Origin of the sequence: Streptomyces sp. NRRL S-244 (assembly GCF_000717915.1) — a bacterium.
Classification (GTDB): Bacteria; Actinomycetota; Actinomycetes; order Streptomycetales; family Streptomycetaceae; genus Streptomyces.
In genome coordinates this window covers 183,146-206,238 of sequence record NZ_JOCX01000003.1, presented here as the reverse complement: position 1 = coordinate 206,238, position 23,093 = coordinate 183,146, and the positions used below count along the sequence as shown (strand labels likewise).

The window sequence follows — 23,093 nt, the reverse complement described above, 5'->3', positions numbered from 1 at the left end:
CGCCGGACCAGGGAGCCCCCATGCGCGATCCGCACCCCGTGCCCCGGCTCGCGGCCGCCCCCGGTGCCCCTGCGGCAGAGCCGAGCCCGCTGCCGCGCTGCCCCGTGTGCGGGAGCGCGCCGGAACGGATCTCCTGGCGTCAGTGCCCGGGCCGTCCGGTGCTGCTGGTCTTCGACCCCTGCGGCCACCGGTACGCCTCGCAGGCCGCGCCGATCCTGGCCGTCACCCCGCCGCCGGTGCCGCCCGTACCGACCGTACCGCTGGGGTTTCCGGGGATGCCCGTACCGCTCAGCGGCTGAGGAACGCGGCGATCCGCTCGGCGAACGCCTCCTCGCCGAGGATCGCGATGCCCGCCTCCTCGGCCTTGGCCACCTTGCCGCCCGCCTTCGCCCCCGCCACGAGCAGCGTCGTCCGCCCCGATATGCCGCTCGCGGACTTCCCGCCCGCCCGCTCGATCAGCTCGCGCACCCGGTCGCGCGTGTCGTACGCCGCCAGAGCGCCCGTCATCTTGCCCGTGACCACCACGGTCTGACCGGCGAGCGGCCCCTCGGCACCCTCGCCACCCTCCGCGCCCTCGCCGCCGGCAGGGCGCTCCACCCGCGGCTCGGTCAGGTTGACCCCGGCCGCGGCCAGCTTGTCGATGACCGGTCCGAGCGATGCGACCTGGGCGACGATCCCGGCCGCCTTGGTCTCCCCGACCAGCTCGACCTCCGTCATGGCAGCGGCATCGGCGGCCCGGATCGCCTCCATCGTCCCGAAGTGGCGGGCGATCCGCCGGGACATGCCCCGCCCGGTGCCGACGACCCCGAGCGCGCAGAACACCCGCGCCAGCGGCCTGCCCTTCGCGGCCTCGACCTGCTCCAGCAGCTTCGCGGCCCGCTTCTCGCTCCCCGCGGCCTCCGCCAGCGCCGCGTGGTCCAGCGCGAACAGGTCGGCCACGTCCCTGACCCGGCCTGCCTCGACCAGCGCCCGTACGTACGTCTCACCCAGGCCGTCGATGTCCAGCTGGTCGCGCCCGGCCGCGTACAGGATCGCGGCGATCCGCCCGCAGTCGGCCGGCTGCGCGCACCGCCACCGCTCCTGGCTCCGGTCTATCTCCCCCTGGCAGCCCGGGCAGAGGGCCGGCAGCTCGATCGGCCGCTCCTCGCCGGTGCGCAGCTCCACCACCGGGGCCTCGATGCGCGGGATGATGTCACCCGCCTTGTAGACGGTCACGGTGTCGCCGAGCCGCAGGCCGCGGCGCTCGATGTCGGCCGGGTTGTGCAGGGTGGCGTGCCGGACCACCGAGCCGTCCAACTCCACCGGCTCCAGCACCGCGGTGGGCGCCAGCACCCCGGTGCGGCCCACCGCCCAGGTCACGTCGAGGAGCCGGGTGCGCCGCTCCACCGCCGCCAGCTTGTACGCGGTCGCCCAGTGCGGGTGGCGCGAACCGGTCCCGGCGGCGGCCTGCTCGGCCAGGGAGTCCAGCTTGACGACCACCCCGTCGATCCCGAACGGCAGCCGGGTGCGCAGGGCCGCGATCCGGTCGGCCTGCTCCTGCACCTCGGCGGCCGTCGCCACCACCGTCAGCCCCGCGGGCGTGGCGGCGGCCGTCTGGACGCCCGCGGCGGCGACGAAGGCCATCACCTCAGCGTGGGAGGTGCCGGGCAGCACGGCGGGGCCGTCGAGCTCGACCGCGCCGAACGCCCAGAACGTCATCTCCACCGTGTACGGGCGGCCCTTGGCCCGCAGCGTTCCGGCCGCGCCGTTTCGCGCGTTGGAGAACGGCCCGGCGCCGTGCGCGGCGCGCATCTCATTGGCCCGCTCGAACTGGGCCGTGGTCAGCAGCACTTCGCCGCGCACCTCGAAGGAGACGTCCGCGGCCAGCCGCTGCGGCAGCCCGACGATGGTCCCGATGGCGTGGGACACGTCTTCTCTGACTAGTTCCGTACTTCGCAGGCAGTTCGTTCAGGTCTCTGGCCAGCGGGGATGTGTGGGTTCCAGGCCGAGAACGAGGAGGTGGAGTTGGACGCCGCAGGTGATGGCGATGACGGGTGGGTCGGTCAACGTGCCTGCGGGGCCGGGTGCCGCCAAGTGGCAGAGACACTTCTTCTTTCCCCTACTCCGTGCGGCTCCGTCGCAGGCGGTGCGGCGTGCGTGGCACGGGATAGGGCCTTAGGGTCGTCGTCGACGCGGGGCGTTGGCCGACATTCGAGGTGTTTGGCGTGTGGCAATACTTGGCAAGGGGCAGTGCCGCCGCTCTGCTAACTGCTCTGGCAGTCTTCGCACCTGCACGAGAGGTGTCCCCGGCGGCGGCGTTCGATCCTGCGAAGGAAGCCATCTGCGACAGAGCGAAAGGACATCAGCAAGCCGGAGCGCTCGATCTCGCGCACGACCTCTATACCCGCGCTGCCGTGAGGGAAGGTGACGCGGAACGCACCTGCTCTGTCGCAGGTTTGAAGAGTGTCGCTGAGCAACGTGAACGGGCAGCGGCAACGGTCACCGCCGGACAACAGCTGATCCGTGCCGGAGATCTAGACAAGGCCGAACGTGCATTCCGCTCTGCACTCGCAATGGATCGGAGTAATTCCGACGCCGTGGTGGGTGTCGCGCAAGTGAACAATGCCCAAGGCCGTTCCGACGCGTCATCCAACTGGGATCGTTTCTATAAATCCTGGGTCCAGCCGATTGGTAGAATGCTGCTGTTCAGTGCGGTCGGGTTGGCAGTCCTTTATGCATTGGCTGGCCTGTCTACGCGCTTGTTCGTCAGGGTTGATTCGGTCGCTTGGCCCCCTAATTACAGATTGACCGCGGGGACCCTAGGCTTCCTCCTCATTTTCGGCACGGCGGTGATGCTTCCGCTCTACGCAATGTTTAGGCCGTTCTCGCCTGCACCGCCCGTTGCCTGGGCGGCGCGTGTGATCGTGGTGGTGATCGGGCTGGGGGTGATCGGTCTGATCGTCTGCGCAGCGACCCGCAAGCGCTGGAAGGAATGGCTGGCCTTGTTGGTTGTCCTGGGCGTCGCAGTCGTGGTGGCGGGGGCCCTGGTCCTGGCTCCGAAGTCGCTAAACGTGGAAGCGGCCCTGGTGGTGGCGGTGCTTGGGCTGACGGTGGTGGCTGTGACTGCCATCGTGTCGACTGACCCCGGTGACTTGCGCTTCCGAAAATCGGCAATGATGTTCTCCCCCCTAGGCGCCGCGGTCATGGTGGCATGGCCCCTCCTCCTGGTTCCCTTGCAGGACGCGGGACGACTGATGGCCGCCTACATCTTCCTAGCAGTGGTCGGTGTTGTGCTGACGGCCGCGACATTGGGGCAGAACCTACGGCTGCAGGTCGAGGTGCAGAAGCCTGATGGCACAGTGAGCGCTGGCTCTACGGATTACCTGCTGGCCAGGATGAAAGGTCTGGGAACGGAATCGCCTAAAGCGCTTGATGGCGCCACTTCCGTCCTGGCCACCACACCGCTGAGCAGGATCACCAGTGAGGAACTGAGTGCGCTGCCCGCAGGCAAGGTCGCCGGGGCACTCTCGCGCCTGTTCTTTGCTATCAGACCGGACCTGACGTGGCGTGCGCGGGTTACGCTCGTGGATGAAGACCGAGTTGCGATGACCTTGTCCCGCAACGGCCGACATGCCGAGAGTGCCGTGTTCAGCAGACCAGACCTCGGACTCCCCCCCATCCCGACCGGGCTCGGGGAAGCCGACAGGACTGTTGCGCAAGATCGAGCCCGTGCACAGCTGCTCACAGGAGCTGCTGCCTTCATCCTCCTTCGGCTCAGCAAGGCGCACCTGGCGCTCCAGAACGATCTGTATGAAGCCGAGCGCTGGCAGAGCGTTGCACTGCAAGTCATCGCGACGAGCCGCTCTCTGATCGGTGACAGCGAAGATTCTGGTGCCAAGCGCGTGGAATTGCTGAGCCGCGCCATGGATGAGGATCCTAAATACGCACTGGCGCGCTTCGAGTATATGTGGGCGGTCTACAGGAATATTCCGGATGACCAGACCCTCTATGCAGCGTTCGCGCAGTCCCTCGACGAACAGTACGAAAGATCACTATCGCACAAAGAAGTCAAGGACAGGAGCTGGGCGCCGCTTCGGATCCGGGTCAAGTACAGCAGTGCAACACAATGGATCAACGGCTATGTGAACGGGGGTAAGAGCGACGACGCTCTACTAGAGAACGCAGAAAAATCAGTCGAAAAACTAAAGGAATTGTGTGCGGTGAAATGGGGTCCCCAGCAGTTGCGTGAGCAAGCAATTCGGATGGGTGATTTCGCCGAAAATCTGGAATACTGCATCAAGGCTCTTCGAAAAGAAGGAGTCCGCCCGCCGGATAGCGTGCTACACCCCCACCAGAAGTATAATCCGTCGCCGAAACTGACCTGGGACCATGCGTGCCTGGACTGCTTTCTCGCAGATGTCGGAAGTTCGGAGGCTGAGATGCGACTTGGCCAGGCAATCGAGGATCTGGAGTTCGCTGCTGCCACCGACGAGGACAAGAGTGCCGCCGCGGCAGATCCCTGTTTCGAGCGGTTGGTCTCCAAGAGTCGCTTCAGGCAGCTGGTGGGAGTCCCACCAAGCCACTTCTTGGGCCTCCCGGCGCTTGCTCCGCACAGGGACTCTCTGGTCAAGGTCGGCATCAATTGCGCCCTCGACCTCGTCCGCCGGACCCAGAATGATAATCAGCAGGATCAGCTGGCGGCTCACCTGGGCGTCTCCCGAGTGGTTATCGACCAGCTGAAGGAAATTGCCCTGCTGGCTCAGGTCCATCCAGACCTGAATGATCCCGAAATGCTTTACCTGCTAATCGCCCAGGGTGTCAGTTCGCCAGCAGCCCTCCGCGACAGGGCGATCCAAGATGCAAATGAGTTGATTCTTGAAATCCGTAAGGCAAAAGAGGTGTACCGCCTGGATCCACCCGGGCTGAGGCCGTTCCGGCCGCGGCGATGGCTGCGCGCGGCCCGAACGTGAGGCCGGTTTCCCAATCCGCTTGCCTCGAGCCTTTGTGACGGTCCGCCAGTTAACTCGCGGACCGTCACAAAAGATCGAGGCTAGTTTGGTGATTTTCGGTAGTGCTCCGGTGGAACCCTGGCGGCAGGCAGGGTCGCGATGCAGCACACGATTTCTCGGAAAGTGGGAATGCCGAGCTGGGCGAGATGGCGTTGGTAGCCACGAGGCTCACCCGGAGGCCACCTGCTTTGCCAAGCCAGCCTTTCACGTTCAGCTTCGAGGATCCGGGCGGTCAGATTGTCTTTGAATCTCTTGCAGGCGGGGCATCTGAGCGATCAACGCGAAGCAGTGGGCTTCGAACGCAGCTGTGCTCGTGCTCAGGGTCGGCAGGCGTTCCCTGGTCCGCTGGTCCATCCGGGCCTTGCGGTGGCTAATGTGCTTCTTGTGGGTGCATTCCCCTTGGCTGATCGGGCAAGGTGCGGCCCAAACACCCAGCGGCTTGGGTCTTCGGCCGCCGACTGGGCAGTGTCGAGTAGAACGCTCTGACCAGGCTGATCAGCTGAACGACGGTGCGGCGGGGACTGGCGACATCGATCACTGCCCCGTCCGATTCCTTACGCTGGGCCGTCTTTGTCTGGATCCGCTGTTTCCAGGCTGCGGCGACTTCAGGCGTGAGATGGAAGGACTCGATGCCGGGGCTGTGGAGCTCAAGGTTTTTCCAGAAGTGCAGCGCGAGCATCCGGGACAGATCTTCCAGCGAGGTGTAGTCCATGACCGGCTGGCGTTCGGAGAGGTAATCGACGATGACGTCACGGGCAGGCCCGAACTGAAGCGAGTAGCGTCCCACCCCGACTTGGCCGGTATGCACGGTAATGCCGCGGAGCGTGGCGGGCGCGTCCCCAGGGAACGTCCCCAGCCCCTTGAGCGGGGAGTAGAAGAGCGAGTGACCGCGGCCCTTCAGGCTCAGGGTCTTGATCTAGCGAAGCTCCAGGCAGTCGCCGACGGTGATGCCGTTGATCACGCCGCCCTTGGCCGTGAGCAGGATCGCGAGTTGGTTGCGAGCCGAAGCCCGAGTGTGGCGTCCCAGAGCCCTGAGCCGGCGAGTCCTCAAGCCGGCGGAAGCCGTCTGGATCCCGATGGGCGGTCATCGCGATGCGCCAATGGAGCCGGCGGCAGTTCTCCGAGAGCCAGCCAAGGTCAGGCCGGATTACGTCCGCGCAGAGCAGCGCGAGCAGGCCGCTCCACAGTTCTTCCTCCCGAACGTTGACGTTGCGGGCATGAAGCCAAGCGAGCGCTTCCGTTCTCCAGCGCGGGCCCATTCTGTGGGCCGAGCTCGCCGACCATCGCTGGTGCCAGGGCTCCCCGGGGAAGCTCTCCAGCCAGGCCAGGATGTGCGGCGCCGCAAGCCTTCTCGCGCAGTGCGTGCTCCTGTTCGCAGCTCGCAGCGGCGGTCGGTCCAGGCGCCGTCCTGGTAGCGGGCCGCCAGCGAGGCCCCGTCCAGCTTCGGCTCCACCACGAAACCGCCCGAAACCGGCCCGCCCAGCCGGCGCACCACCGAGGCCTCCCAGTCGAGCAGGTCCTGCGGGCCGAACGCGTTCGCCAGCGAGAGCATCGCCGCCGTGTGCGCCACCTCCCCGGCCGGCACCGCGCCCCCGGCCACCTTCCCGGTCGGCGAGGCCGGGTCGGTGTGCTCCGGGTACCGCTCCTCGTACGCCTGTATCAGGGAGACGAGGAGGTCGAACGAGGCGTCGTCGAGCGGCGAATCCCCGGACCCGTAGTACGCGGCGGCCCTGATGGCCGTACCGATCGCGTCGGCGTACTCGTCGCGGGTGGTGAGGGCGGAACCGGCAGGAGCGGCGGTGGTGATCGTCATGACCCGATCGTCGCGCAGGGGTCTGACAATGCCCCGGTCCCGTGCCGCGAGAGACTTCCTACGTGGCGGTGAAGAACCGCCACTGGTGGACGTTGCCCCCGTCGTCCTTGGAACACCTCTCGACCTCGGCGCACTTTGACGAGTTCCTGTTCACGAGCTTGGTCGGGCCGCCCGGCGGCAGCGTTGCGGCCTGCGCCCCGTGGGCCGGGGCGGAGGTCATGAGCAGGGGCAGGACGGCCGCGGCGAGCGCGGCCAGGGCGTGATTCTTCAGGTTCACGGTCACGGCACGGGTTTGTAGCGCTCTGGCTCTTCCCGCCGGAAGGGCGTCGCCCCGCGGTCACCCGATCGGACGGCCCGGTTCACCGCAGAAACGACACGACACCCGGGGCATGCAATTGAGCTGACGGATGCTCAAAGATGCTTGATTGGAGACGATTTCGAGCAGCATCCTTCAAGTGATCTCCGTGGGCCGCTATCTTGCCAGGCGCATGCCAAAGCGGTGTGTCCGCAATCCGGACCGCACGAGGAGCTGCCCCATGAGACTCATTCGCATCCCCAGGCGCACGCACAGCCGCATCCCCACCCGCACGCGCAAGAAGGCCAAGCGGCAGCGCGCGCCCCTCGCCGCGCTGCTCGCCGGGGCCCTCGCCGTCGCCGGCCTGGCCGCCGCCGGGCCGATGACCGGGGCGGCCGCCGCCGCCCCGGCCCCCGCCACGGCGGGCAACGCCACCGGCCTCACCCGGTCCGGGAACACCTTCACCGTCAGCACCTCCGCCGGCGCGAAGGCCCGTGTCGTCATCGCCCGCGCCGACATCTTCCGGCTCTGGCTCTCGCCCGACGGTGCCTTCACCAACGACCCGGCCGGCTCCGACCTCGCCCCGACCACCGACTTCGGTCCCGTCGACGCCTCCTTCACCGACGCGGGCGCGTACTACCGCATCACCACCGGCGCCCTGAACATCCGCGTCAACAAGACGCCCCTGCAGTTCTCCGTCTACCGCGCCGACAACGCCACCCTGGTCTGGCAGGAGACCCAGCCCACCTCCTGGACCGGCACCCAGACCACCCAGTACCTGGCCCGCGGCGCCGACGAGCAGTTCTACGGAACCGGCCTGCGCCTCGGCGAATGGGCGCTGCGCGGCAAGACCGTCCCCGTGGCCGTCGACAACAAGTGGCGCGAGAACAACAACGCCAGCCCGGCGCCCTTCTACATGTCAACCAACGGCTACGGCGTCATGCGCAACACCTGGGCCTCCGGCTCATACGGTTTCAACGCCCCCACCACCCTCACCCACGACGAGAAGCGCTTCGACGCCTGGTACTTCACCGGCGATTCGCTTAAATCCGTACTCGACGGCTATACCGATGTGAGCGGCAAGCCGTTCATGGCACCGATGTGGGGCCTGGAACTGGGCAACGCCGACTGTTTCAACGCCTCCAACCCCGCATACCAGGGCGACCACAACCGCCTGCGCCACCAGACCACCCCCGACGTGGTCGGATACGCCACCGACGCCCGCGCCGCCGACATGCCCTCGGGCTGGTTCCTGCCCAACGACGGCTACGGCTGCGGCTACACCGCGCCGCTCAAATCGACCGTCGACGCCCTGAAGGCCAAGGGCTTCCAGACCGGACTGTGGACCTCCACCGGCCTCGGCTCCATCGCCGACGAGGTCGGTACGGCCGGCACCCGCGGGGTGAAGACGGACGTGGCCTGGATCGGCGGCGGCTACAAGACCGCCTTCACCGGCGTCCAGCAGGCCGTCGACGGCATCGAGAAGAACTCCGACGCCCGCCGCTACGTCTGGACCGTCGACGGCTGGGCCGGCACCCAGCGCAACGCCGTCGTCTGGACCGGAGACACCAACGGCACCTGGGACGACATGCGCTGGCACGTCCCCGCCATCGCCGGCGCCGGCCTGTCCGCCCTCAACTACGCCTCCGGCGACGTCGACGGCATCTTCGGCGGCAGCCCCAAGACCTACACCCGCGACCTCCAGTGGAAGGCCTTCACCCCCGCCTTCATGACCATGTCGGGCTGGGGCGCGACCAACCCGGCCGCCGGCTACCAGGACAAGCAGCCCTGGCGCTTCGCCGAGCCGTACCTCTCCATCAACCGCAAGTACCTCCAGCTCAAGATGCGGCTGATGCCGTACCTGTACACCATGAGCCGCACCGCGCACGAAAGCGGTGTGCCGAGCACCCGCGCCATGGTCCTGGAGTACCCGGAGGACCCGGTGGCCCGCGGCAACCTCACCAGCGGCCAGTTCATGGCCGGCGATTCCTTCCTCGTCGCGCCGGTGGTCTCCGACACCTCCGTACGCGACGGCATCTACCTGCCCGCCGGGACCTGGACGGACTACTGGAGCGGGAAGACGTACGCGGGACCGGGCTGGCTGAACAACTACCAGGCGCCGCTCGACACCCTGCCGCTGTTCGTCAAGGGCGGCGCGATCGTGCCGATGTGGCCGCAGATGAATTACACGGGCGAGAAGCCCCTCTCCACCCTCACCTACGACATCCACCCGCGCGGGAACTCCTCCTTCAGCCTCTACGAGGACGACGGGCTCACCCGCGCCTACCAGTCCGGCGCGTACGCCCGCCAGCAGGTGGACGTCACGGCCCCGGCCGCGGGCTCCGGCACGGTCACCGTCTCCGTCGGCGCCCCCACCGGCAGCTACGCCGGCAAACCGGCCGCCCGGGGGTACGAGTTCAGCCTCCACGTGGCCTCCGCCCCGGGCACGGTCGCCGCGGACGGCGCCGCCCTGGCCCGCCACACGTCCAAGGCGGCGTACGACGCCGCCGCGTCCGGCTGGTTCTTCGACCCCGCCGACCGCGGCGGCATCCTGTGGGTCAAGTCCGGTACGAAGCCGGGCGCGTTCGGCATCACTGTCACCGGCACCTCCGTCCCGGCGGCCGACCCCATCCCGGCGACCTCCGCCCCCGTCCCGCAGTCGGCGTGGACCCTGGTCTCCGCCGACAGCCAGGAGACCGCCGCCGAGAACGGCGCGGCCAAGAACGCCTTCGACGGCAACCCGGCCACCCTCTGGCACACCGCCTGGTCCTCGGGCACCCCGGCCGCGCTGCCGCACGAGATCCGCATCGACCTCGGCGCCCGCTACGCGGTCGACGGCCTCGGCTACCTGCCCCGCCAGGACGGCGGCGTCAACGGCCGGATCGGCGGCTACGAGGTGTACGTCTCCGACAGCACCACCGACTGGGGCTCACCGGTGGCGACCGGCACCTTCGCCGACACCGCCGCCGCCAAGTCGGTCTCCCTGTCCGCGAAGACGGGCCGCTACCTGCGCCTGCGGGCCCTGACCGAAGCCGGCGGCCGCGGCCCCTGGACCAGCGCCGCCGAGATCAGCCTGACCGGGCGGGCCGCCCCGCTCCCGGCCGACGCCACCCTCGTCGGCGCGGCCTCGGCCCGCTGCGCCGACCTGCCGCACAGCGCCACCGCGCCGGGCACCCAACCGACCCTGTACACCTGCCACGGCGGCCCCAACCAGCGCTGGAGCCTGACGGCCGACGGCCGGGTCACCGGCCTGGGCGGGGTCTGCCTCGACGGTACGAGCGCCTCCGCGGTCACCGTCGAGACGTGCGGCGCAGCCGCCGGCCAGAGCTGGCAGCCGGGGCCGGACGGCAGTCTCCGTACGCTCGGACAGTGCCTGGCCCCGGTCGGCGCGGGCACCGCGAACGGCACCGGGCTCACCCGCGCGGCCTGCGACGGCAGCCCCGCGCAACGCTGGACCTTCACGCCCTGACGGCGCCGGCCGTCAGAGCGCACCGCCGCCGAGCACGGCCTGGCACTCCCGCCGGGCCGGCTCGGTCAGCAGCTCCCGGAGCCGGGTGAACAGGGCCAGGAGGCCCGGTCCGTGGGCCGCGCGGAACGCCGGGTCGATCCGGGCGAGGTCCAGCTCGTTCGCCGCCGACAGCTCGGCGAAGTCCCGCCGGGACTGCCGGTCGGGGCAGTGCACGTGGCCGGTGAACCGGTCGCGGAACGCCGGCGCCACCGACGACACCGCCTCGTTGTCGGCGGCGCCGGCTGCGTCGGCGTCGGCGCCGCAGGGGACGTCGGAGGCGAGCGTCGGATAGGAGGCCGCGCGGTCGCAACTGGCGTAGAAGTAGACGATCTCCTCGGCCTCGGCCCCGATCACCGCGGCCAGTTCGGCCCGCCGGCCGACCGGCAGCAGGGCGGTGGCGAAGCCGTCCGTCCCGTAGAACGCGTGGCACAGGCCCGCGAGCCGGAGCGCCGGCCGGGCTCCCCAGGCCCCGAGCCGCGCGTGGACGCGTTCCAGATGCGCGAGCAGGGTGCCACCGGGGTGATCCAGCTCCCCGGCGCCGAGTTCGCGCAGCAGCGCGAGGGCGCGTGCCTCCCGGCGCTCGCCCTCGGTCGGTGTCGGTGCCGGTGGCGGCATGGGCGTGCTCCTTTCCCGCGTACCTCGGTCAGATGGGTGGGTCGACACCCGTCCCGGCTCGCGCCGGGGTCCGGACCGTGGCGCGAGCGGGGACGGGTTGCCGCCCGGGGGCCCCGAATTGATCGTTGTCCACCCGCAGATCCAAGTCAATCCTCTGATTCCCTATCAAGACCCAAGCTGTGGCTTGGAGTAGCGTGGACCGCGTGACTCTCGACGATCTCCGCGTCTTCGTGGCCGTCTGCCGGGCCGGCAGCCTCAGCGCAGTCGCCCGCGACCTCGGCTGTACGCAGTCGGCCGTCAGCCAGCACGTCCGCCGCCTCGAAAAGCAGACCGGCACCGAGCTGCTGGAGCGGCACGCCCGCGGCGTCGTCCCCACCGAGGCCGGGCGCATCCTCCAGACGGCCGCCGCGGACGGCATCGCCGGGCTCGACGGAGCCCTGCGCCGCCTCGACGAACTCGTCCGCGGCGACAGCGGATCGGTGCGCATCACCACGGGCGCGACGACCGTACGGCACTTCATGTCCGAGGCCGTCGTCGGCTTCCGGCGCCGCCACCCGCAGGTCAGCCTGGAGTTCCAGACCGAGAACTCCAGCCGCAGCTGCTTCGACGCGCTCGCCGCCGACGACCTGGACCTCGCCTGGATCACCATCGGCCGGCCCGTGCGCGGCATCGAGCAGCGCCCGGTGATGGAGCTGCCCTGGGTGCTCGCGGTCTGCGCCGACGACCCCCTCGCCGCCCGCCCCCGCATCGAGCCGGCCGACCTCACCGGCATCCGCCACATCCGGCTCCCGGAGAACTCCGCCTCCCGCGCCCACCTCGACGCCGCCTTCGCGGAATCCGGCATCCGGATACGGTCCGACACCAGCGTGGCCGACTGGGACACCGCCCTGCTGCTGGCCGAACTGGGCCTCGGCCATGCCCTCGTGCCCGCCCTGCCCGGCTGGCGGGTCCCCGGATCAGAGGGCCCGCTGCGCCTCGTCCCGGTCCCGGCCCTGCCGCCGCTCCAGGTCGGCTGGGCGGTCCGCCGCTGGGCGGCCCTGTCCCCGCTGGCCCGCGTCTTCGCCGACGACGTGGCCCGCAGCTGCACGGCCCGCGCCGCGCGGCAGGAGTGACGCCGGCAGCAGTCCCACGGCCGCAAGCGCCGCCAGGGCGAACAGCGCGGTCGGCGAGGCCCCGGCGCCCGCGCCCCCGCCCGCCGCGATGGCGATGCCCAGGGTCGGACCGACGTTCATCGCCGTCTGCTTGAGCCCGCCGACGACCCCCGCGTACCCGGCCGGTGCGTCACCGACCACCGTGCCGGTGGCGGTCACCATGACCGCGGCGAACCCGGCGCCGAGCACCGCGAAGGCCGCCACGACCGCCGGGCCCGCCCCCGCGCCCAGCCCGCAGACCCCGAGGACGACCAGACCCGTACCGGCGAGCGCGGTCCGGCGCGGCCCGTACCGGCGCAGTGCGAGGCCCGCCAGCGGCGCGCCCGCGACCATGCAGCCGGTCAGCGGGAGCACCAGCAGGCCGGTGGCGAGCGGGCCCTGCCCCCGTACGTCCTGGAGCAGGAAGGTCGCCGCGAACAGCGCCCCGAACATGCCGCCGGAGACGGCCAGCAGCAGCGCCATCGAGGCCGCGACCGGCCGGGACCGCGCCACGGCGGCCGGTACGAGGGGCTGCGCGGCCCGCCGTTCGTACCGTACGAGCACGGCCGCGAGGGCGGCGGCCCCGCAGAGCCCGAGCAGCGTCGGCGGCGCGGCCCAGCCGTGGGCGGGTACGCCGGCCAGCGCATGGACGAACACGGCCAGGGCCGCGGCCAGCAGCGCCGCGCCGGTCAGCGCGGGCCTGCCGGACCCGCGCGCCTCGGACCCGGCCCCCTGCGATCCGGCCCGGGCCGGATCGGGCACCCGTACGGCGAGGGCGAGCGCGGCGATCGCGAGAGCGATCGGCACGTTCAGCACGAACACGGAACGCCAGCCCGACTGCGCGACCAGCACGCCCCCGAGCAGCGGACCGGCCGCGGCGGCCGCGCCGATGGCACCGGTCCGGACCGCCACCGCGGTGGAGAGCCGGTCGGGCGGGTACGCGAGGCGCAGCAGCGCGAGGGTCGCCGGTTGCAGCAGGGCCCCGAACACCCCCTGGGCGGCGCGCAGCGCGATGACCCAGCCGACCCCGGGAGCGAGCGCGACCCCGGCGGAGGTCGCGGCGAAGCCGAGCACACCGATGAGGAACAGCCGTGGATGCCCGTACCGGTCGCCGAGGCGGCCGGCGATGACGAGGAGGGCGGCCACGGCGAGGAGGTATGCGGTGCTGGTCCACTGGACCTGGGCCACGCTCGCCCCGAGGTCGTGGCGCAGGCTGGGCTGCGCCACGCTGAGGACGGTGCCGTCGAGGGCGACGAGCATCGCGCCGCCGACGCTGACGAGCAGCGCGATCCGCTGCCTCGGGCGGGTCATGCGCGGTCCGCCCCGAGGTGGGCGTCGAGCGCGGCGTCGACGAGCCGTTCGACGCCGATCCGGGGTTCGGCGGCGTCGCCGAGGATCAGGGGCAGGCTGCCCCAGGCCCACAGTTGGGCCACGCCGTGCAGGTTGGCCCAGAGGGCGGCGGCGGTCACCTCGGGATCCCCGTCGGTCCGGCAGCGGGAGACGAGCCCGACGAGGAGCTGGAAGAGCGGGATCGTGGACTCGCGCAGTCTCGGCGGCTGCTGCCCGGCGCCTTCCTCCCCGGCGGCTTCCGCGCCGGTGTTCTCCTGTCCCTCGCTGTCGAGCAGGTCGTGGCGGAACATCAGCTCGAACATCCCGCGGTGCTCCAGCGCGTAGCCGACGTACGCGCACCCGAGCGCCCGCACCTGCTCGCGCGGCGAGGACGCGTGAGCGGTCGCCGCCGCGAACCGGGCGCCGAGGTCGGTGAATCCGCGCCTGGCGATCGCCGAGAGCAGGGAGTGGTGGGTGGGGAAGTGGCGCCGGGGTGCGCCGTGCGACACCCCTGCGCGGCGGGCGATCTCACGCAGGCCGAGGGCGGCGGTGCCCTCGGTCAGTACGAGGTCGACGCCGACGTCGATCAGACGTTCCCGGAGCGGGCTGTGCGGATCCATGGACAGTGTCTACCAGGATGCGTAGACGCTGTCTACTCGCCGCTCGGCCGCGCAGGCGCTACGCGCTCGCGCCCTCCCGCGTGTTCCGGATCGCCCGCACCAGTCCGGCGACGAGGTTGGCCCGCTCGGCCATGGCCTCGACCACCACGTACTCGTGGTCGGCGTGGGCGCCGCCGCCGACCGCGCCGAGGCCGTCGAGGGTCGGCACTCCCACCGCTGCCGTGAAGTTGCCGTCGCTGCCGCCGCCGACCGACCGGCCTTCGAGGCCGGGGAGCAGCCGCTGGGCCACCGCGAAGAGATCGGCCGACGCCGACTCCGGCATCGGGGGCCGGCCGATGGACCCGTGGACCGAGATCTCCGCGTCTTCGAGGTGCGGGGCGAGCGCCGCGAACGCGGACTCGATGCGCGCCTGTTCGCGGGCCGACTCGACCCGTACGTCGGCGGTGACGGTCGCCTCGGCGGGAACGACGTTGTCCACCCCTCCCGCGGAGGCGACGGTCGGGGTGACGGTCGTGCCGATCTCCGGCCGGCCGAGCGCGGCGATGTCCAGTACGAGGTGGGCCGCCTCGATCAGGGCGTTGACCCCGGCCTCGGGTTCGAGGCCGGCGTGCGAGGCCCGGCCCGCGACGGAGACGTGGAACGAGCCGCAGCCCTTGCGTCCGGTCTTCAGGGCGCCGCCGTCGGCGGCGCCTTCGAACACCAGCACCGCGCCGCAGGCGAGGGCGCGTTCCTCGATGAGGGCCCGGGAGGAAGGGGAGCCGATCTCCTCATCGGCGGTGACCAGGATCTCGACGCCCGACAGGTCGTCGAGCAGTGCGAGCCCGTGGACGGCCTGCACCAGACCGCCGAGCATGTCGAAGACGCCGGGGCCGGTCGCGCGCCCGTCCTCGACCGCGAAGGGGCGGCGTTCGAGGGTCCCGAGAGGGAACACCGTGTCGTGGTGGCCGAGGATCAGCACCCGGGGCTCGCCGCCGCCCGACCAGTGGACGTGCGGTCCGGTCTCGCTCTCGATGAGGACGGCCTCGCCGCCGAGGCGGTTCTCGATGACGGCGGCGACGGTTTTGGCCGATACCCCCAGCGCGTCGAGGTCCCGCGAGGGGGACTCGATCTCGACGAGTGTCCTGAGGTCCTCGATCATCGCATCCACACTCACATGGACGGCCGCTCGCATCGTCATGGCGCAAGGGTAGCCGCAATACCACGGCCCGCAGTCCGGGGGAAGGAGGGGCGAAACCGGCGCGGCCGGGACGAATGGGGCACCGGAGGGGATGATGGAGGGGAGGAGGTGTACGGGCCATGGCGGAGCATGACGGCGGCCCTTCGGCGGCGAACCTGGAGGAAGGCAAGCTGCTCAAGGAGCTGGAGGCCATCCACCGGACCCGCCACGAGACCCTGCTGTACGGGTCGGACGAGGCGCTGGTCACCCACACGCAGCGGATGAACGAGCTGGAGCACGAGTACGTACGCCGGCACCCTCAGCGCGCCCAGACGCCGGGGCGGACCCGGTCGGGTGCGCGCGCCCGGAGCGGCGAGGGCTGAGGGGGTGCGCAGGCCGTACGGGCCTCACCCTCACTTCTTGGCGTGCTCGCCCAGGTAGAACAGCAGCCAGATGAACCCGGCGAACACGTGCGTCCCGAAGATGTAGAAGAACGCGCGCAGTGCGACGCCCTTCTCCTTCCACCTCTCGCGCTGCGCGGCCGCGGCGGCGGAATCCTCGGTCTGGTCCGACACGGCGGATCTCCGTTTCGAGTGCGGGGCGGGGGCGCTGGCGGGCGTGGATCTGGGGGTGAGCGTGGGCCGGTGGCCCGTGAAACAGCGTACGGGTGTGCCCGGGGAGTGAGCACTCATCGCCTCGAATGAGACGTTGATGTATCATTCGAGGCGAAGGAGGCTCATCGCTGTGCGAAGCGGTGGGCCTCCCCGCCCGCTCACGTGAACGGAACCCCATGCACGCCCGCCGCCCCACCACTCCACTCGACCCGCGCCGGTGGATCGTCCTCGCCATCCTTTCCGGCAGCCTGCTGCTGATCTCGATGGACACCACGATCCTCAACGTGGCCTTCCCCTCCCTCGTCGGCGACCTCCGGCCCGGTGCCGTACAGCAGCTGTGGATCATCGACGTCTACGCGCTCGCCCTGTCCGGCCTGCTCGTCACCGCCGGCGCCCTCGGCGACCGCTGGGGCCGCAAGCGGCTGCTCATGGCGGGCTTCGCGATCTTCTCCGTCGCCTCCCTGATCGCCGTCTTCTCCACCGAGGCCTGGCACGTGATCGCGGCCCGCGCCCTCCTCGGCGTCGGCGGCGCCGCGATCATGCCGTCCACCCTGTCGATCCTGCGCAGCGTGTTCACCGACGCCAAGGAGCGGGCCTTCGCGCTCGCCGTCTGGGCGGCCGTCTTCGGCGGCGGCATGGCGTTCGGCCCGGTCGTCGGCGGGCTCCTCGTCCAGGACTACGGCTGGCACTCCGCCTTCCTCCTGAACCTCCCCGTCGCCGCGGTCATCGTCGCGGCCGGCCTGCGCTACCTCCCCGAATCCCGCTCCCCGCGCAGCAGCGGCCGCTGGGACTGGTGGGGCGTCGGCCAGTCGATCGTCGGCATGCTCGCCCTCGCGGGCGGCATCAAGCAGCTCGGCAAGAGCGGGATCGCCGCTCCGCTCCCGTGGGCCCTGCTCGCCCTGGCCGCCGTCGCGCTGACCGTCTTCGTACGCCGCCAGCTGCGCGTGGACAACCCGCTGCTCCAGGTCCGGCTGTTCACCAAGCCCGCCTTCAGCGTCGCCGCCACCGCGATCTTCCTGCCCATGGTGGGCATGGGCGCGATCCTCTTCCTCGTCACGCAGTGGTTCCAGTACGGACAGGGCTACACCCCGCTCGAAGCGGGCCTGCGCCTGCTGCCCGCCCCGCTCGCCCTGATCTGCGCCTCGATGGTGGCCCCCACGCTGATGCAGCGCTTCGCGATCCGGCACGTGCTGGGCGCGGGACTGGTGGTCCTGGCCGCCGGCATGGCCCTGCCCTGGACCTTCCAGCAGTTCGCCGAGCTCGGTTACCCGGCGTTCGCCGTGGCCCTCACGGTCATGGGCCTGGGCGCGGGCCTCGCCACCACCGTCGCCTCGGTCACGCTGATCTCGGCCGCGCCCGCGGACGAGGTCTCCAGCGCGGCCGCCATCGAGGAGACCTGCTACGAACTCGGCTCGGCCATGGGCGTCGCCGTCCTCGGCAGCACCGCCGCCGTCCTGTACCGCGGCAACCTGCCGGCCCTCGACCTGGACGGCGCCACCGCCGCGGCCGTCCGCGAGTCCGTGGGCGAAGCCGCCCACATCGCCGAACGGCTGGGCGGCACGGTGGGCAAGGGCCTGATCGAGGCGGCCTCCCAGGCCTACACCCTCGCCATCACACCGGCCTTCCTCATCGCGGGCCTCCTCGCCGTGGCCGCGGCGGCCACGACGTGGACCATGATCCCGCGCGACCTCCGGCCCACCGAGAACCACTGACACGGCCGCGCCCAGGCGCCCGCGTCACCGCCGCAGCGGTGACGCGGGCGCCGGGCCCAGCGTGGTGGTGCCCGGCGCCGCGCGGTGGCCCAGCCCCGTACGGTACGCATCCAGCGCGGCCTCGATCCGGCCCGTACGCCGCAGCAGGTCGCCCAGCAGCCGGCACAGATCGGCCAGATCCCCACTGGCCCCGCTGCGTTCCAGCAGGGTCAGCGCCTGGACGTAGTGCTCCTCGGCGGACTCGGTCTCCCCGCGCTCCTCTGCCATCAGCCCGAGCAGCCGGTGCGCCCCGCCCGCATGCACGGCGCCGTGTCTGTCGCCCAGTTCCAGCAGCCCGGAGAGCAGCTCGGCGGCCTCCTCGCAGCGGCCCAGCCGGCGCAGTACGTCGGCGAGTTCCACCTCGACCTGCGCCGTGTACAAGGCTGCCCGCCGGGCCGCGAGGATGTCCCGCGCCGTGCGCAACTCCGCCTCCGCCCCCGCCAGATCGCCGTTCTGCGCCTGTACGTAGCCGCGCATCCAGTGGCAGTGCGCCAGATCGGTCCGCAGCCGCAGCTGCCGGTAGATCGCCTGTGCCTTGGCGAGGGAGGCATCGGCGTCCGCCGGGCGCCCCGCGGCGAGGAACGTACGCGCGACCTGCCGGTGCATCCCCGCCACCAGCGCCGGATCGGCCACCTGCGGAGCCAGCGCCAGGGCCAGCTCGGCCGCGTGCGCGGCCCGGGCGTGGGCGCCCATGTCGATGTACGGGCCGATCACGGCGGCGTACAACAGCACCAGTGCCTCCGGATCGGCCAGCCCGCCCGCGTTCAGCCCGTCGATGGCGGATTCGAGCAGGTAGCAGGCGTAGCGGAGCTCCCCGGCGAGCAGGTGCGCGACGGCCCGGCCGCGGATCGGGCGGGCCCGGCGGGGGAGCGGCTCGTCGGCCAGCAGCCGCTCGGCCGCCTCGAAGTGGCCGATGGCGTCCGGCAGTTCCCCCGCTTCCAGCGCGCAGTCGCCGAGGCCGAGCAGCGCCTCCGCCCGTTCGGCGTCGAGGCCGAGCCGTTCCGCGTCCGCCAGCAGCCGCCGGTAGCGTACGGCCGCCTCGGCGGCGGCCCCCGTGGCCAGCGTCTGCTGGGCGTCGGTGAGGGCGAGGCGCAGCTCGGTGGCGAGGTGGGCGGGGCGCCCGGTGGCGAGCTCCTCGTACGAGGTGCCGAGCCGCTCGGCGAGGAAGCGCAGCGCCGTCTCGGAGGGCCGGACCTTGCCCGACTCCAGGGTCGAGATGTAGGCGGGGGTGTAGGAGGGCTCCGCCAATGCCCTTTGGGTCAGCCCGCGTTCGGCGCGCATGCGCTGAACCCTGCGGCCGATCTCGGCCGGTTCGTCCATGAAGACCCCCTGGTTGCTCCAACTCCCCATGGTGCAGGGGTGGCTGGCCATTGCGCACGTCCCGTGCGCCCCCTAGTTTAAGCAACTGGTTCAGCGCACTTATCGCGCCGCTTAACTTCCGGTGACTTCCGGCTTCCGTACGGGGAGAACTCCATGGACGCGTCCCTCCGCCTGACGCTGCGCGCCGCCTTGGCCGCGGCCTGTACGACGGCCCTGCTGCTGGCCGCGGGCCCGCTCGGCACGGCCGCCGCGGCACCACCGCCGATACCGTCACCGGCGAAGGCCGGGACAGGGACAGGGACCGGGACCGAGGTGGAGGTACCCGGGCCCGAGGACGGCACGGCCGCCGGATCCGGCCACGTCCGCGTCCCCGCCGCCGGGCAGGCGAAGAAGGCCCCGCAGCTCTCCGAAGCCGAGCGGGCGGCCGACGGCGAGGTCGCCAAGCTGGTCGACAACGGTTCGACCGCCGACCGCCTCGACATCGTCGTCATCGGCGACGGGTACACCGCCGCCGAGCAGGACCGGTTCCACGCCGACGCGCGGGCCAAATGGGCCGAGATCACGGCCGTCGAGCCGTACTCCACGTACCGGAACCTCTTCAACGTCTGGACGGTCGACGCCGTCTCCCACGACTCCGGCGTCTCCGGCGACCCCACGCCGGCCACCGTCCGCGACACCGCCCTCGGCTCCTACTTCTGGTGCGAGGACATCGAGCGGCTGCTCTGCATCGACCAGCCGAAGGTGGACGCCTACGTGGCGAAGGCCCCGGCGGCCGATCTGGTCCTGGTCCTCTCCAACAGCACCAAGTACGGCGGGGCCGGGTACAACGAGCCCAGCGCCACCCTCGGCTACGAGGGGATATCGACCGCCTCCGCGGGCAACGCGAAATCCGGCCAGGTGGCCATCCACGAGACGGGCCACTCCCTGGGCAAGCTCGCCGACGAGTACTTCTACCCGGACACCCCGGGCTACGAGAAGTACGAGGGCCCCGAGCCCGCCGACTCCAACACCTCCACGCTGCCCGCCGACCGGATGGCCGCCGAGCGCGCCAAGTGGTACCGCTGGCTCGGCGCGCAGTCGCCCGACGGCGGCACGGTCGGCGCGTACGAGGGCGGCGGCTACTACGTCACCGGCCTGTACCGGCCCACCGACGGCTCGATCATGCGCGTGCTCGGCAAGCCCTTCAACCTGCCCGGCACCGAGGCGATGATCGCCGGCTTCTACCAGCACGCGAAGCCCGCCGCCCCGCTCACCCCGACCGGCCGCACCCTGCGGCTGCGCAACACGGCGAAGGTCTCCGTACCCCGGCTGGCCGGAGCGGACGGCCGGCAGGTCGACGTGCGCTGGTACCTCGACGGCCGCGAGCTGAAGCGGTTCGCGGGCCGCACCGAGGTCGCGGTCGCCGAACTGTGGCTCTTCGACCTGCGCACGCACAAGCTGTCGGTCACGGCCGAGGACCGCACCCCCTCGGTCCGCGACCCGAAGATCGCCCGCACCCTGAAGTCCACGGTCGACTGGAGCGTCCGCCTGTAGTTCCCCTGCACGCGGGGCTGCACCCGGCGCTGCGTGCAGGGTTCAGGCCCCGGCCGCGTACGTCCAGAATTCGCGCATCACGGCGTGCGGGGCCGGGCTGTTCATCTCCCGCTGGGTGAGCAGGACGGAGACGGCGCCGGTGGACGGGGTGATGTGGCCGGCGGTTCCGGTGCCGCCGACCCAGCCGTACCGCCCCGGCACGTTCCACGGATCGCGGGTCGTGACGTCCACCGAGCCGCCGAACCCCCAGCCCTGGCCCTCCAGGAACAGCTCGCCGGCGGCCCGCTGGGCCGGGGTCAGCCAGTCGGTGGTCATCTTCCGCACCGACTTGGCCGACAGGAGCCGGCCCCGGCCCCCGTCCAGCGCCCCCTCCGCGAGCAGCATCCGGCCGAACGCGCACCAGTCGTCGGCGGTCGAGACCAGGCCGCCGGCGCCGGAGGGGAAGGCCGGGAGGCTGCTCCACTGCCCGTGCGGGGCGTCGGCCGCTTCGAGGCCGCCCTCGCCCTCGCGGTAGTAGCTCGTGAACCGGCCCAGGTCGGCGGCCGGGACGAAGAACCCGGTGTCCGCCATGCCCAGCGGCTCGAAGATCCGCTCCGCCATGAACTCGGGCAGGGACTGCCCCGAGACCCGGGCGATCAGCACGCCCAGGATGTCGGAGCAGGTGTTGTACAGGTAGGCCTCGCCCGGCTGGTACAGCATCGGAATGCCCGACAGCGTCTTCAGCCAGGCGTCCGGCGCCGCGGTGTGCTGCGGCTGCGGCGGCCCCTGCTTCAACTCGCCGACCAGCGGCGCGACCGCGGGCAGCGAGAAGTCGGACGGGAACCCGTACCCGGCGCGGGAGGTGAGCAGGTCGAACACGGTGATCGGGCGGTCGGCGGGCACCACGTCGTCGAGCGGGCTCGCGGGCGTACGGGCGACGAGGGGCGAGGCCAGCTCCGGCAGCCACGGCGCGATCTCGTCCTCCAGGGCCAGCAGGCGCTCCTCGACCAGTGTCATGGCGGCCGCGGCCGTCACGGGTTTGGTCATCGAGGCGATCCGGAAGATTGAGTCCCGGACCATCGGAGCCGTGCCCTCGATGTCGGCCGAGCCGACGGCCTCCACCTCCACCCGGTCGCCGCGGGCCACCAGGCCCACCGCCCCGGGCAGCGATCCGCTGCTCACGTGCCGTTCCAGGATGTCGCGCAGGTCGCTCATCACTCCACCTCTCCCGATCCCGCTCCGGATGCCTGCCTCCCACAGACTCCCGCAGCGCCGCGCATTCATCGGCCGGACGCGCGGCCGGACGCGCTCGGGCCACCCGATATCCGGTGGCCCGGGCCCGGCCGGCGGTCCTAGGGTGCGAGCCATGACGATCATGGGCTCCGAAGCCGTAGACCGATCCGTGTCCCTCACCGCACAGGCCCTGCGCAGGGTGGCGCACCTGGACTGGTCCGTCCCCGCCGCCGGCCTGGAGTGGAGCTGTTACGACACCGCCGTCCACGTGGCGAGCGATTTCGCCGGGTACGCCACCCAGCTCACCGGGCGCTCGACCAGCGGGTACGCCCCCTTCGCCATCAGCGCCGCCCCCGGCACCACCCCCGACGGCCTGATCCAGGTCATCGAGGCCACCGGAGGCCTGCTGTCCGCCGCCGTGGCCGTGACCGACCCGGAGGTCCGGGCCTGGCACCCGTACGGCATGGCGGGCCCGGACGGATTCGCCGCGATGGGCGTCGTCGAGACGCTGCTGCACACCCACGACATCCTGACCGCTCTCGGCGTCCACGACTGGGAACCCGACGCGGACCTCTGCGAGCAGGTCCTCGACCGGCTCTTCCCACAGGTGCCGCGCGACATCGCCGCCCCGTGGCCGACGCTGCTGTGGGTGACCGGCCGGGATGAACTCCCGGGCCTGCCGCGCCGCACGGCGTGGCGCTGGTACGCCGAACCCATCATCGCGGAACGCGTCGTGCTCTGCGAGATCTCCCCGCTCGTCGCCGGCGACCTCCGCGACGGCGGCACCGGCGGCTTCGCCTGGGCCGAGGACGGCCCCGGCGAGGGCACCCGGGTCGCCTCCGGGATGGTGGCCAAGGCGCGGGAGGAGGGTACGTTCCGCCCGGGGTGGGGCGCGTACGCCGTCGTCCGTACGCAGGACCGGCGCGCGATCGGCGGGATCGGCTTCCACGGCGCCCCCGACGCCGAGGGGAACGCGGAGGTCGGCTACGACCTCGTACCGTCGGCCCGCGGCAACGGCTACGTCACCGAGGCGCTGAAGGGCCTGGTCGCCTGGGCCTTCGAGCAGCCCGGCGTGACCGCGTTGCACGCCAGGGTGGACGCGGACAACGCGCCCTCCCACGGCGTGCTCGTCCGGGCGGGCTTCGAGCGGACGGGCTCCACCGAGGACGGCGGAGCCCGTTACACCCTGCGGGCGGCCGGCCGGTAGCC

The 23,093-nt window shown here is 71.5% G+C and carries 18 protein-coding genes and 1 pseudogene; 8 read left to right on the top strand and 11 right to left on the bottom strand.

Annotation, left to right across the window (positions count from 1 at the left end):
• Nucleotides 1-20: 20 nt before the first annotated feature.
• On the top strand, nucleotides 21-299 hold the full coding sequence (locus tag IF02_RS34710) for a hypothetical protein (RefSeq protein WP_158708455.1): 279 nt from the start codon (nucleotides 21-23) through the stop codon (nucleotides 297-299).
• Here IF02_RS34710 and ligA read toward each other — a convergent pair.
• The gene (gene ligA, locus IF02_RS0104875) at nucleotides 289-1,908 is read right to left on the bottom strand and encodes an NAD-dependent DNA ligase LigA (RefSeq protein ID WP_324603751.1); all 1,620 of its coding nucleotides are present in this window, start codon (nucleotides 1,906-1,908) and stop codon (nucleotides 289-291) included. The genes IF02_RS34710 and ligA overlap by 11 nt on opposite strands.
• A 296-nt stretch (nucleotides 1,909-2,204) precedes the next feature.
• On the opposite strand from ligA, the gene IF02_RS0104870 reads away from it, so the two are divergent.
• Complete coding sequence (locus IF02_RS0104870; RefSeq protein ID WP_158708454.1) at nucleotides 2,205-4,949, top strand: DUF4332 domain-containing protein; 2,745 nt, start codon at nucleotides 2,205-2,207, stop codon at nucleotides 4,947-4,949.
• Nucleotides 4,950-5,358: 409 nt separating this feature from the next.
• Here IF02_RS0104870 and IF02_RS32980 read toward each other — a convergent pair whose 3' ends face one another.
• From IF02_RS32980 to IF02_RS0104855, 3 genes are all read right to left on the bottom strand, one after another.
• Nucleotides 5,359-5,796 (bottom strand): hypothetical protein, encoded by a 438-nt coding sequence (locus tag IF02_RS32980; RefSeq protein WP_051695775.1) that lies wholly within the window; start codon nucleotides 5,794-5,796, stop codon nucleotides 5,359-5,361.
• Between the two features lie 339 nt (nucleotides 5,797-6,135).
• A complete protein-coding gene (locus IF02_RS32975; protein ID WP_030153985.1) occupies nucleotides 6,136-6,801 on the bottom strand; it encodes a hypothetical protein in 666 nt (221 codons plus the stop codon).
• 58 nt (nucleotides 6,802-6,859) lie between these two features.
• Nucleotides 6,860-7,084, bottom strand: a complete 225-nt coding sequence (locus IF02_RS0104855) for an RICIN domain-containing protein (protein ID WP_030153984.1) — start codon at nucleotides 7,082-7,084, stop codon at nucleotides 6,860-6,862.
• A 253-nt stretch (nucleotides 7,085-7,337) separates the two neighbouring features.
• On the opposite strand from IF02_RS0104855, the gene IF02_RS0104850 reads away from it, so the two are divergent.
• A complete protein-coding gene (locus IF02_RS0104850; protein ID WP_078621874.1) occupies nucleotides 7,338-10,565 on the top strand; it encodes a TIM-barrel domain-containing protein in 3,228 nt (1,075 codons plus the stop codon).
• Between the two features lie 12 nt (nucleotides 10,566-10,577).
• On the opposite strand, the gene IF02_RS0104845 is transcribed toward IF02_RS0104850, so the two are convergent.
• Nucleotides 10,578-11,219: a DUF6817 domain-containing protein gene (locus IF02_RS0104845; RefSeq protein ID WP_030153982.1), complete on the bottom strand. Its 642-nt coding sequence runs from the start codon at nucleotides 11,217-11,219 to the stop codon at nucleotides 10,578-10,580.
• Nucleotides 11,220-11,422: 203 nt separating this feature from the next.
• On the opposite strand from IF02_RS0104845, the gene IF02_RS0104840 reads away from it, so the two are divergent.
• Nucleotides 11,423-12,331, top strand: a complete 909-nt coding sequence (locus tag IF02_RS0104840; protein ID WP_030153981.1) for a LysR family transcriptional regulator — start codon at nucleotides 11,423-11,425, stop codon at nucleotides 12,329-12,331.
• On the opposite strand, the pseudogene IF02_RS0104835 reads toward IF02_RS0104840, so the two are convergent.
• The 3 genes and pseudogenes from IF02_RS0104835 to IF02_RS0104825 form a co-directional block, all read right to left on the bottom strand.
• Nucleotides 12,281-13,660, bottom strand: a pseudogene (locus IF02_RS0104835) (MFS transporter); the annotation flags it as partial. The gene IF02_RS0104840 and the pseudogene IF02_RS0104835 overlap by 51 nt on opposite strands.
• Entirely contained in the window at nucleotides 13,657-14,298 is a 642-nt protein-coding gene (locus IF02_RS0104830; RefSeq protein WP_030153979.1) for a TetR/AcrR family transcriptional regulator, read from the bottom strand. The pseudogene IF02_RS0104835 and the gene IF02_RS0104830, both read right to left, overlap by 4 nt.
• Nucleotides 14,299-14,356: 58 nt before the next feature.
• Complete coding sequence (locus tag IF02_RS0104825; RefSeq protein ID WP_030153978.1) at nucleotides 14,357-15,475, bottom strand: M20 family metallopeptidase; 1,119 nt, start codon at nucleotides 15,473-15,475, stop codon at nucleotides 14,357-14,359.
• 119 nt (nucleotides 15,476-15,594) lie between these two features.
• Between IF02_RS0104825 and IF02_RS0104820 the strand changes: the two genes are divergently transcribed.
• Nucleotides 15,595-15,837, top strand: coding sequence for a DUF6158 family protein (locus tag IF02_RS0104820; protein ID WP_030153977.1), 243 nt, complete (start codon nucleotides 15,595-15,597; stop codon nucleotides 15,835-15,837).
• A gap of 30 nt (nucleotides 15,838-15,867) precedes the next feature.
• On the opposite strand, the gene IF02_RS35080 is transcribed toward IF02_RS0104820, so the two are convergent.
• A complete protein-coding gene (locus tag IF02_RS35080) occupies nucleotides 15,868-16,029 on the bottom strand; it encodes a DUF6126 family protein (protein ID WP_199809176.1) in 162 nt (53 codons plus the stop codon).
• 215 nt (nucleotides 16,030-16,244) lie between these two features.
• Here IF02_RS35080 and IF02_RS0104810 point away from each other — a divergent pair, with 215 nt between their 5' ends.
• Nucleotides 16,245-17,780 (top strand): MFS transporter, encoded by a 1,536-nt coding sequence (locus tag IF02_RS0104810; RefSeq protein WP_030153976.1) that lies wholly within the window; start codon nucleotides 16,245-16,247, stop codon nucleotides 17,778-17,780.
• A gap of 24 nt (nucleotides 17,781-17,804) precedes the next feature.
• Here IF02_RS0104810 and IF02_RS0104805 read toward each other — a convergent pair whose 3' ends face one another.
• Nucleotides 17,805-19,139 (bottom strand): tetratricopeptide repeat protein, encoded by a 1,335-nt coding sequence (locus tag IF02_RS0104805; RefSeq protein ID WP_030153975.1) that lies wholly within the window; start codon nucleotides 19,137-19,139, stop codon nucleotides 17,805-17,807.
• A 153-nt stretch (nucleotides 19,140-19,292) separates the two neighbouring features.
• On the opposite strand from IF02_RS0104805, the gene IF02_RS0104800 reads away from it, so the two are divergent.
• Complete coding sequence (locus tag IF02_RS0104800) at nucleotides 19,293-20,672, top strand: M64 family metallopeptidase (RefSeq protein ID WP_030153974.1); 1,380 nt, start codon at nucleotides 19,293-19,295, stop codon at nucleotides 20,670-20,672.
• Nucleotides 20,673-20,714: 42 nt separating this feature from the next.
• Here the strand turns inward: IF02_RS0104800 and IF02_RS0104795 are convergent, their stop codons facing one another.
• A complete protein-coding gene (locus IF02_RS0104795; protein WP_030153973.1) occupies nucleotides 20,715-21,866 on the bottom strand; it encodes a serine hydrolase domain-containing protein in 1,152 nt (383 codons plus the stop codon).
• 151 nt (nucleotides 21,867-22,017) lie between these two features.
• On the opposite strand from IF02_RS0104795, the gene IF02_RS0104790 reads away from it, so the two are divergent.
• Nucleotides 22,018-23,091 (top strand): GNAT family N-acetyltransferase, encoded by a 1,074-nt coding sequence (locus tag IF02_RS0104790; RefSeq protein ID WP_030153972.1) that lies wholly within the window; start codon nucleotides 22,018-22,020, stop codon nucleotides 23,089-23,091.
• Nucleotides 23,092-23,093 lie beyond the last annotated feature (2 nt).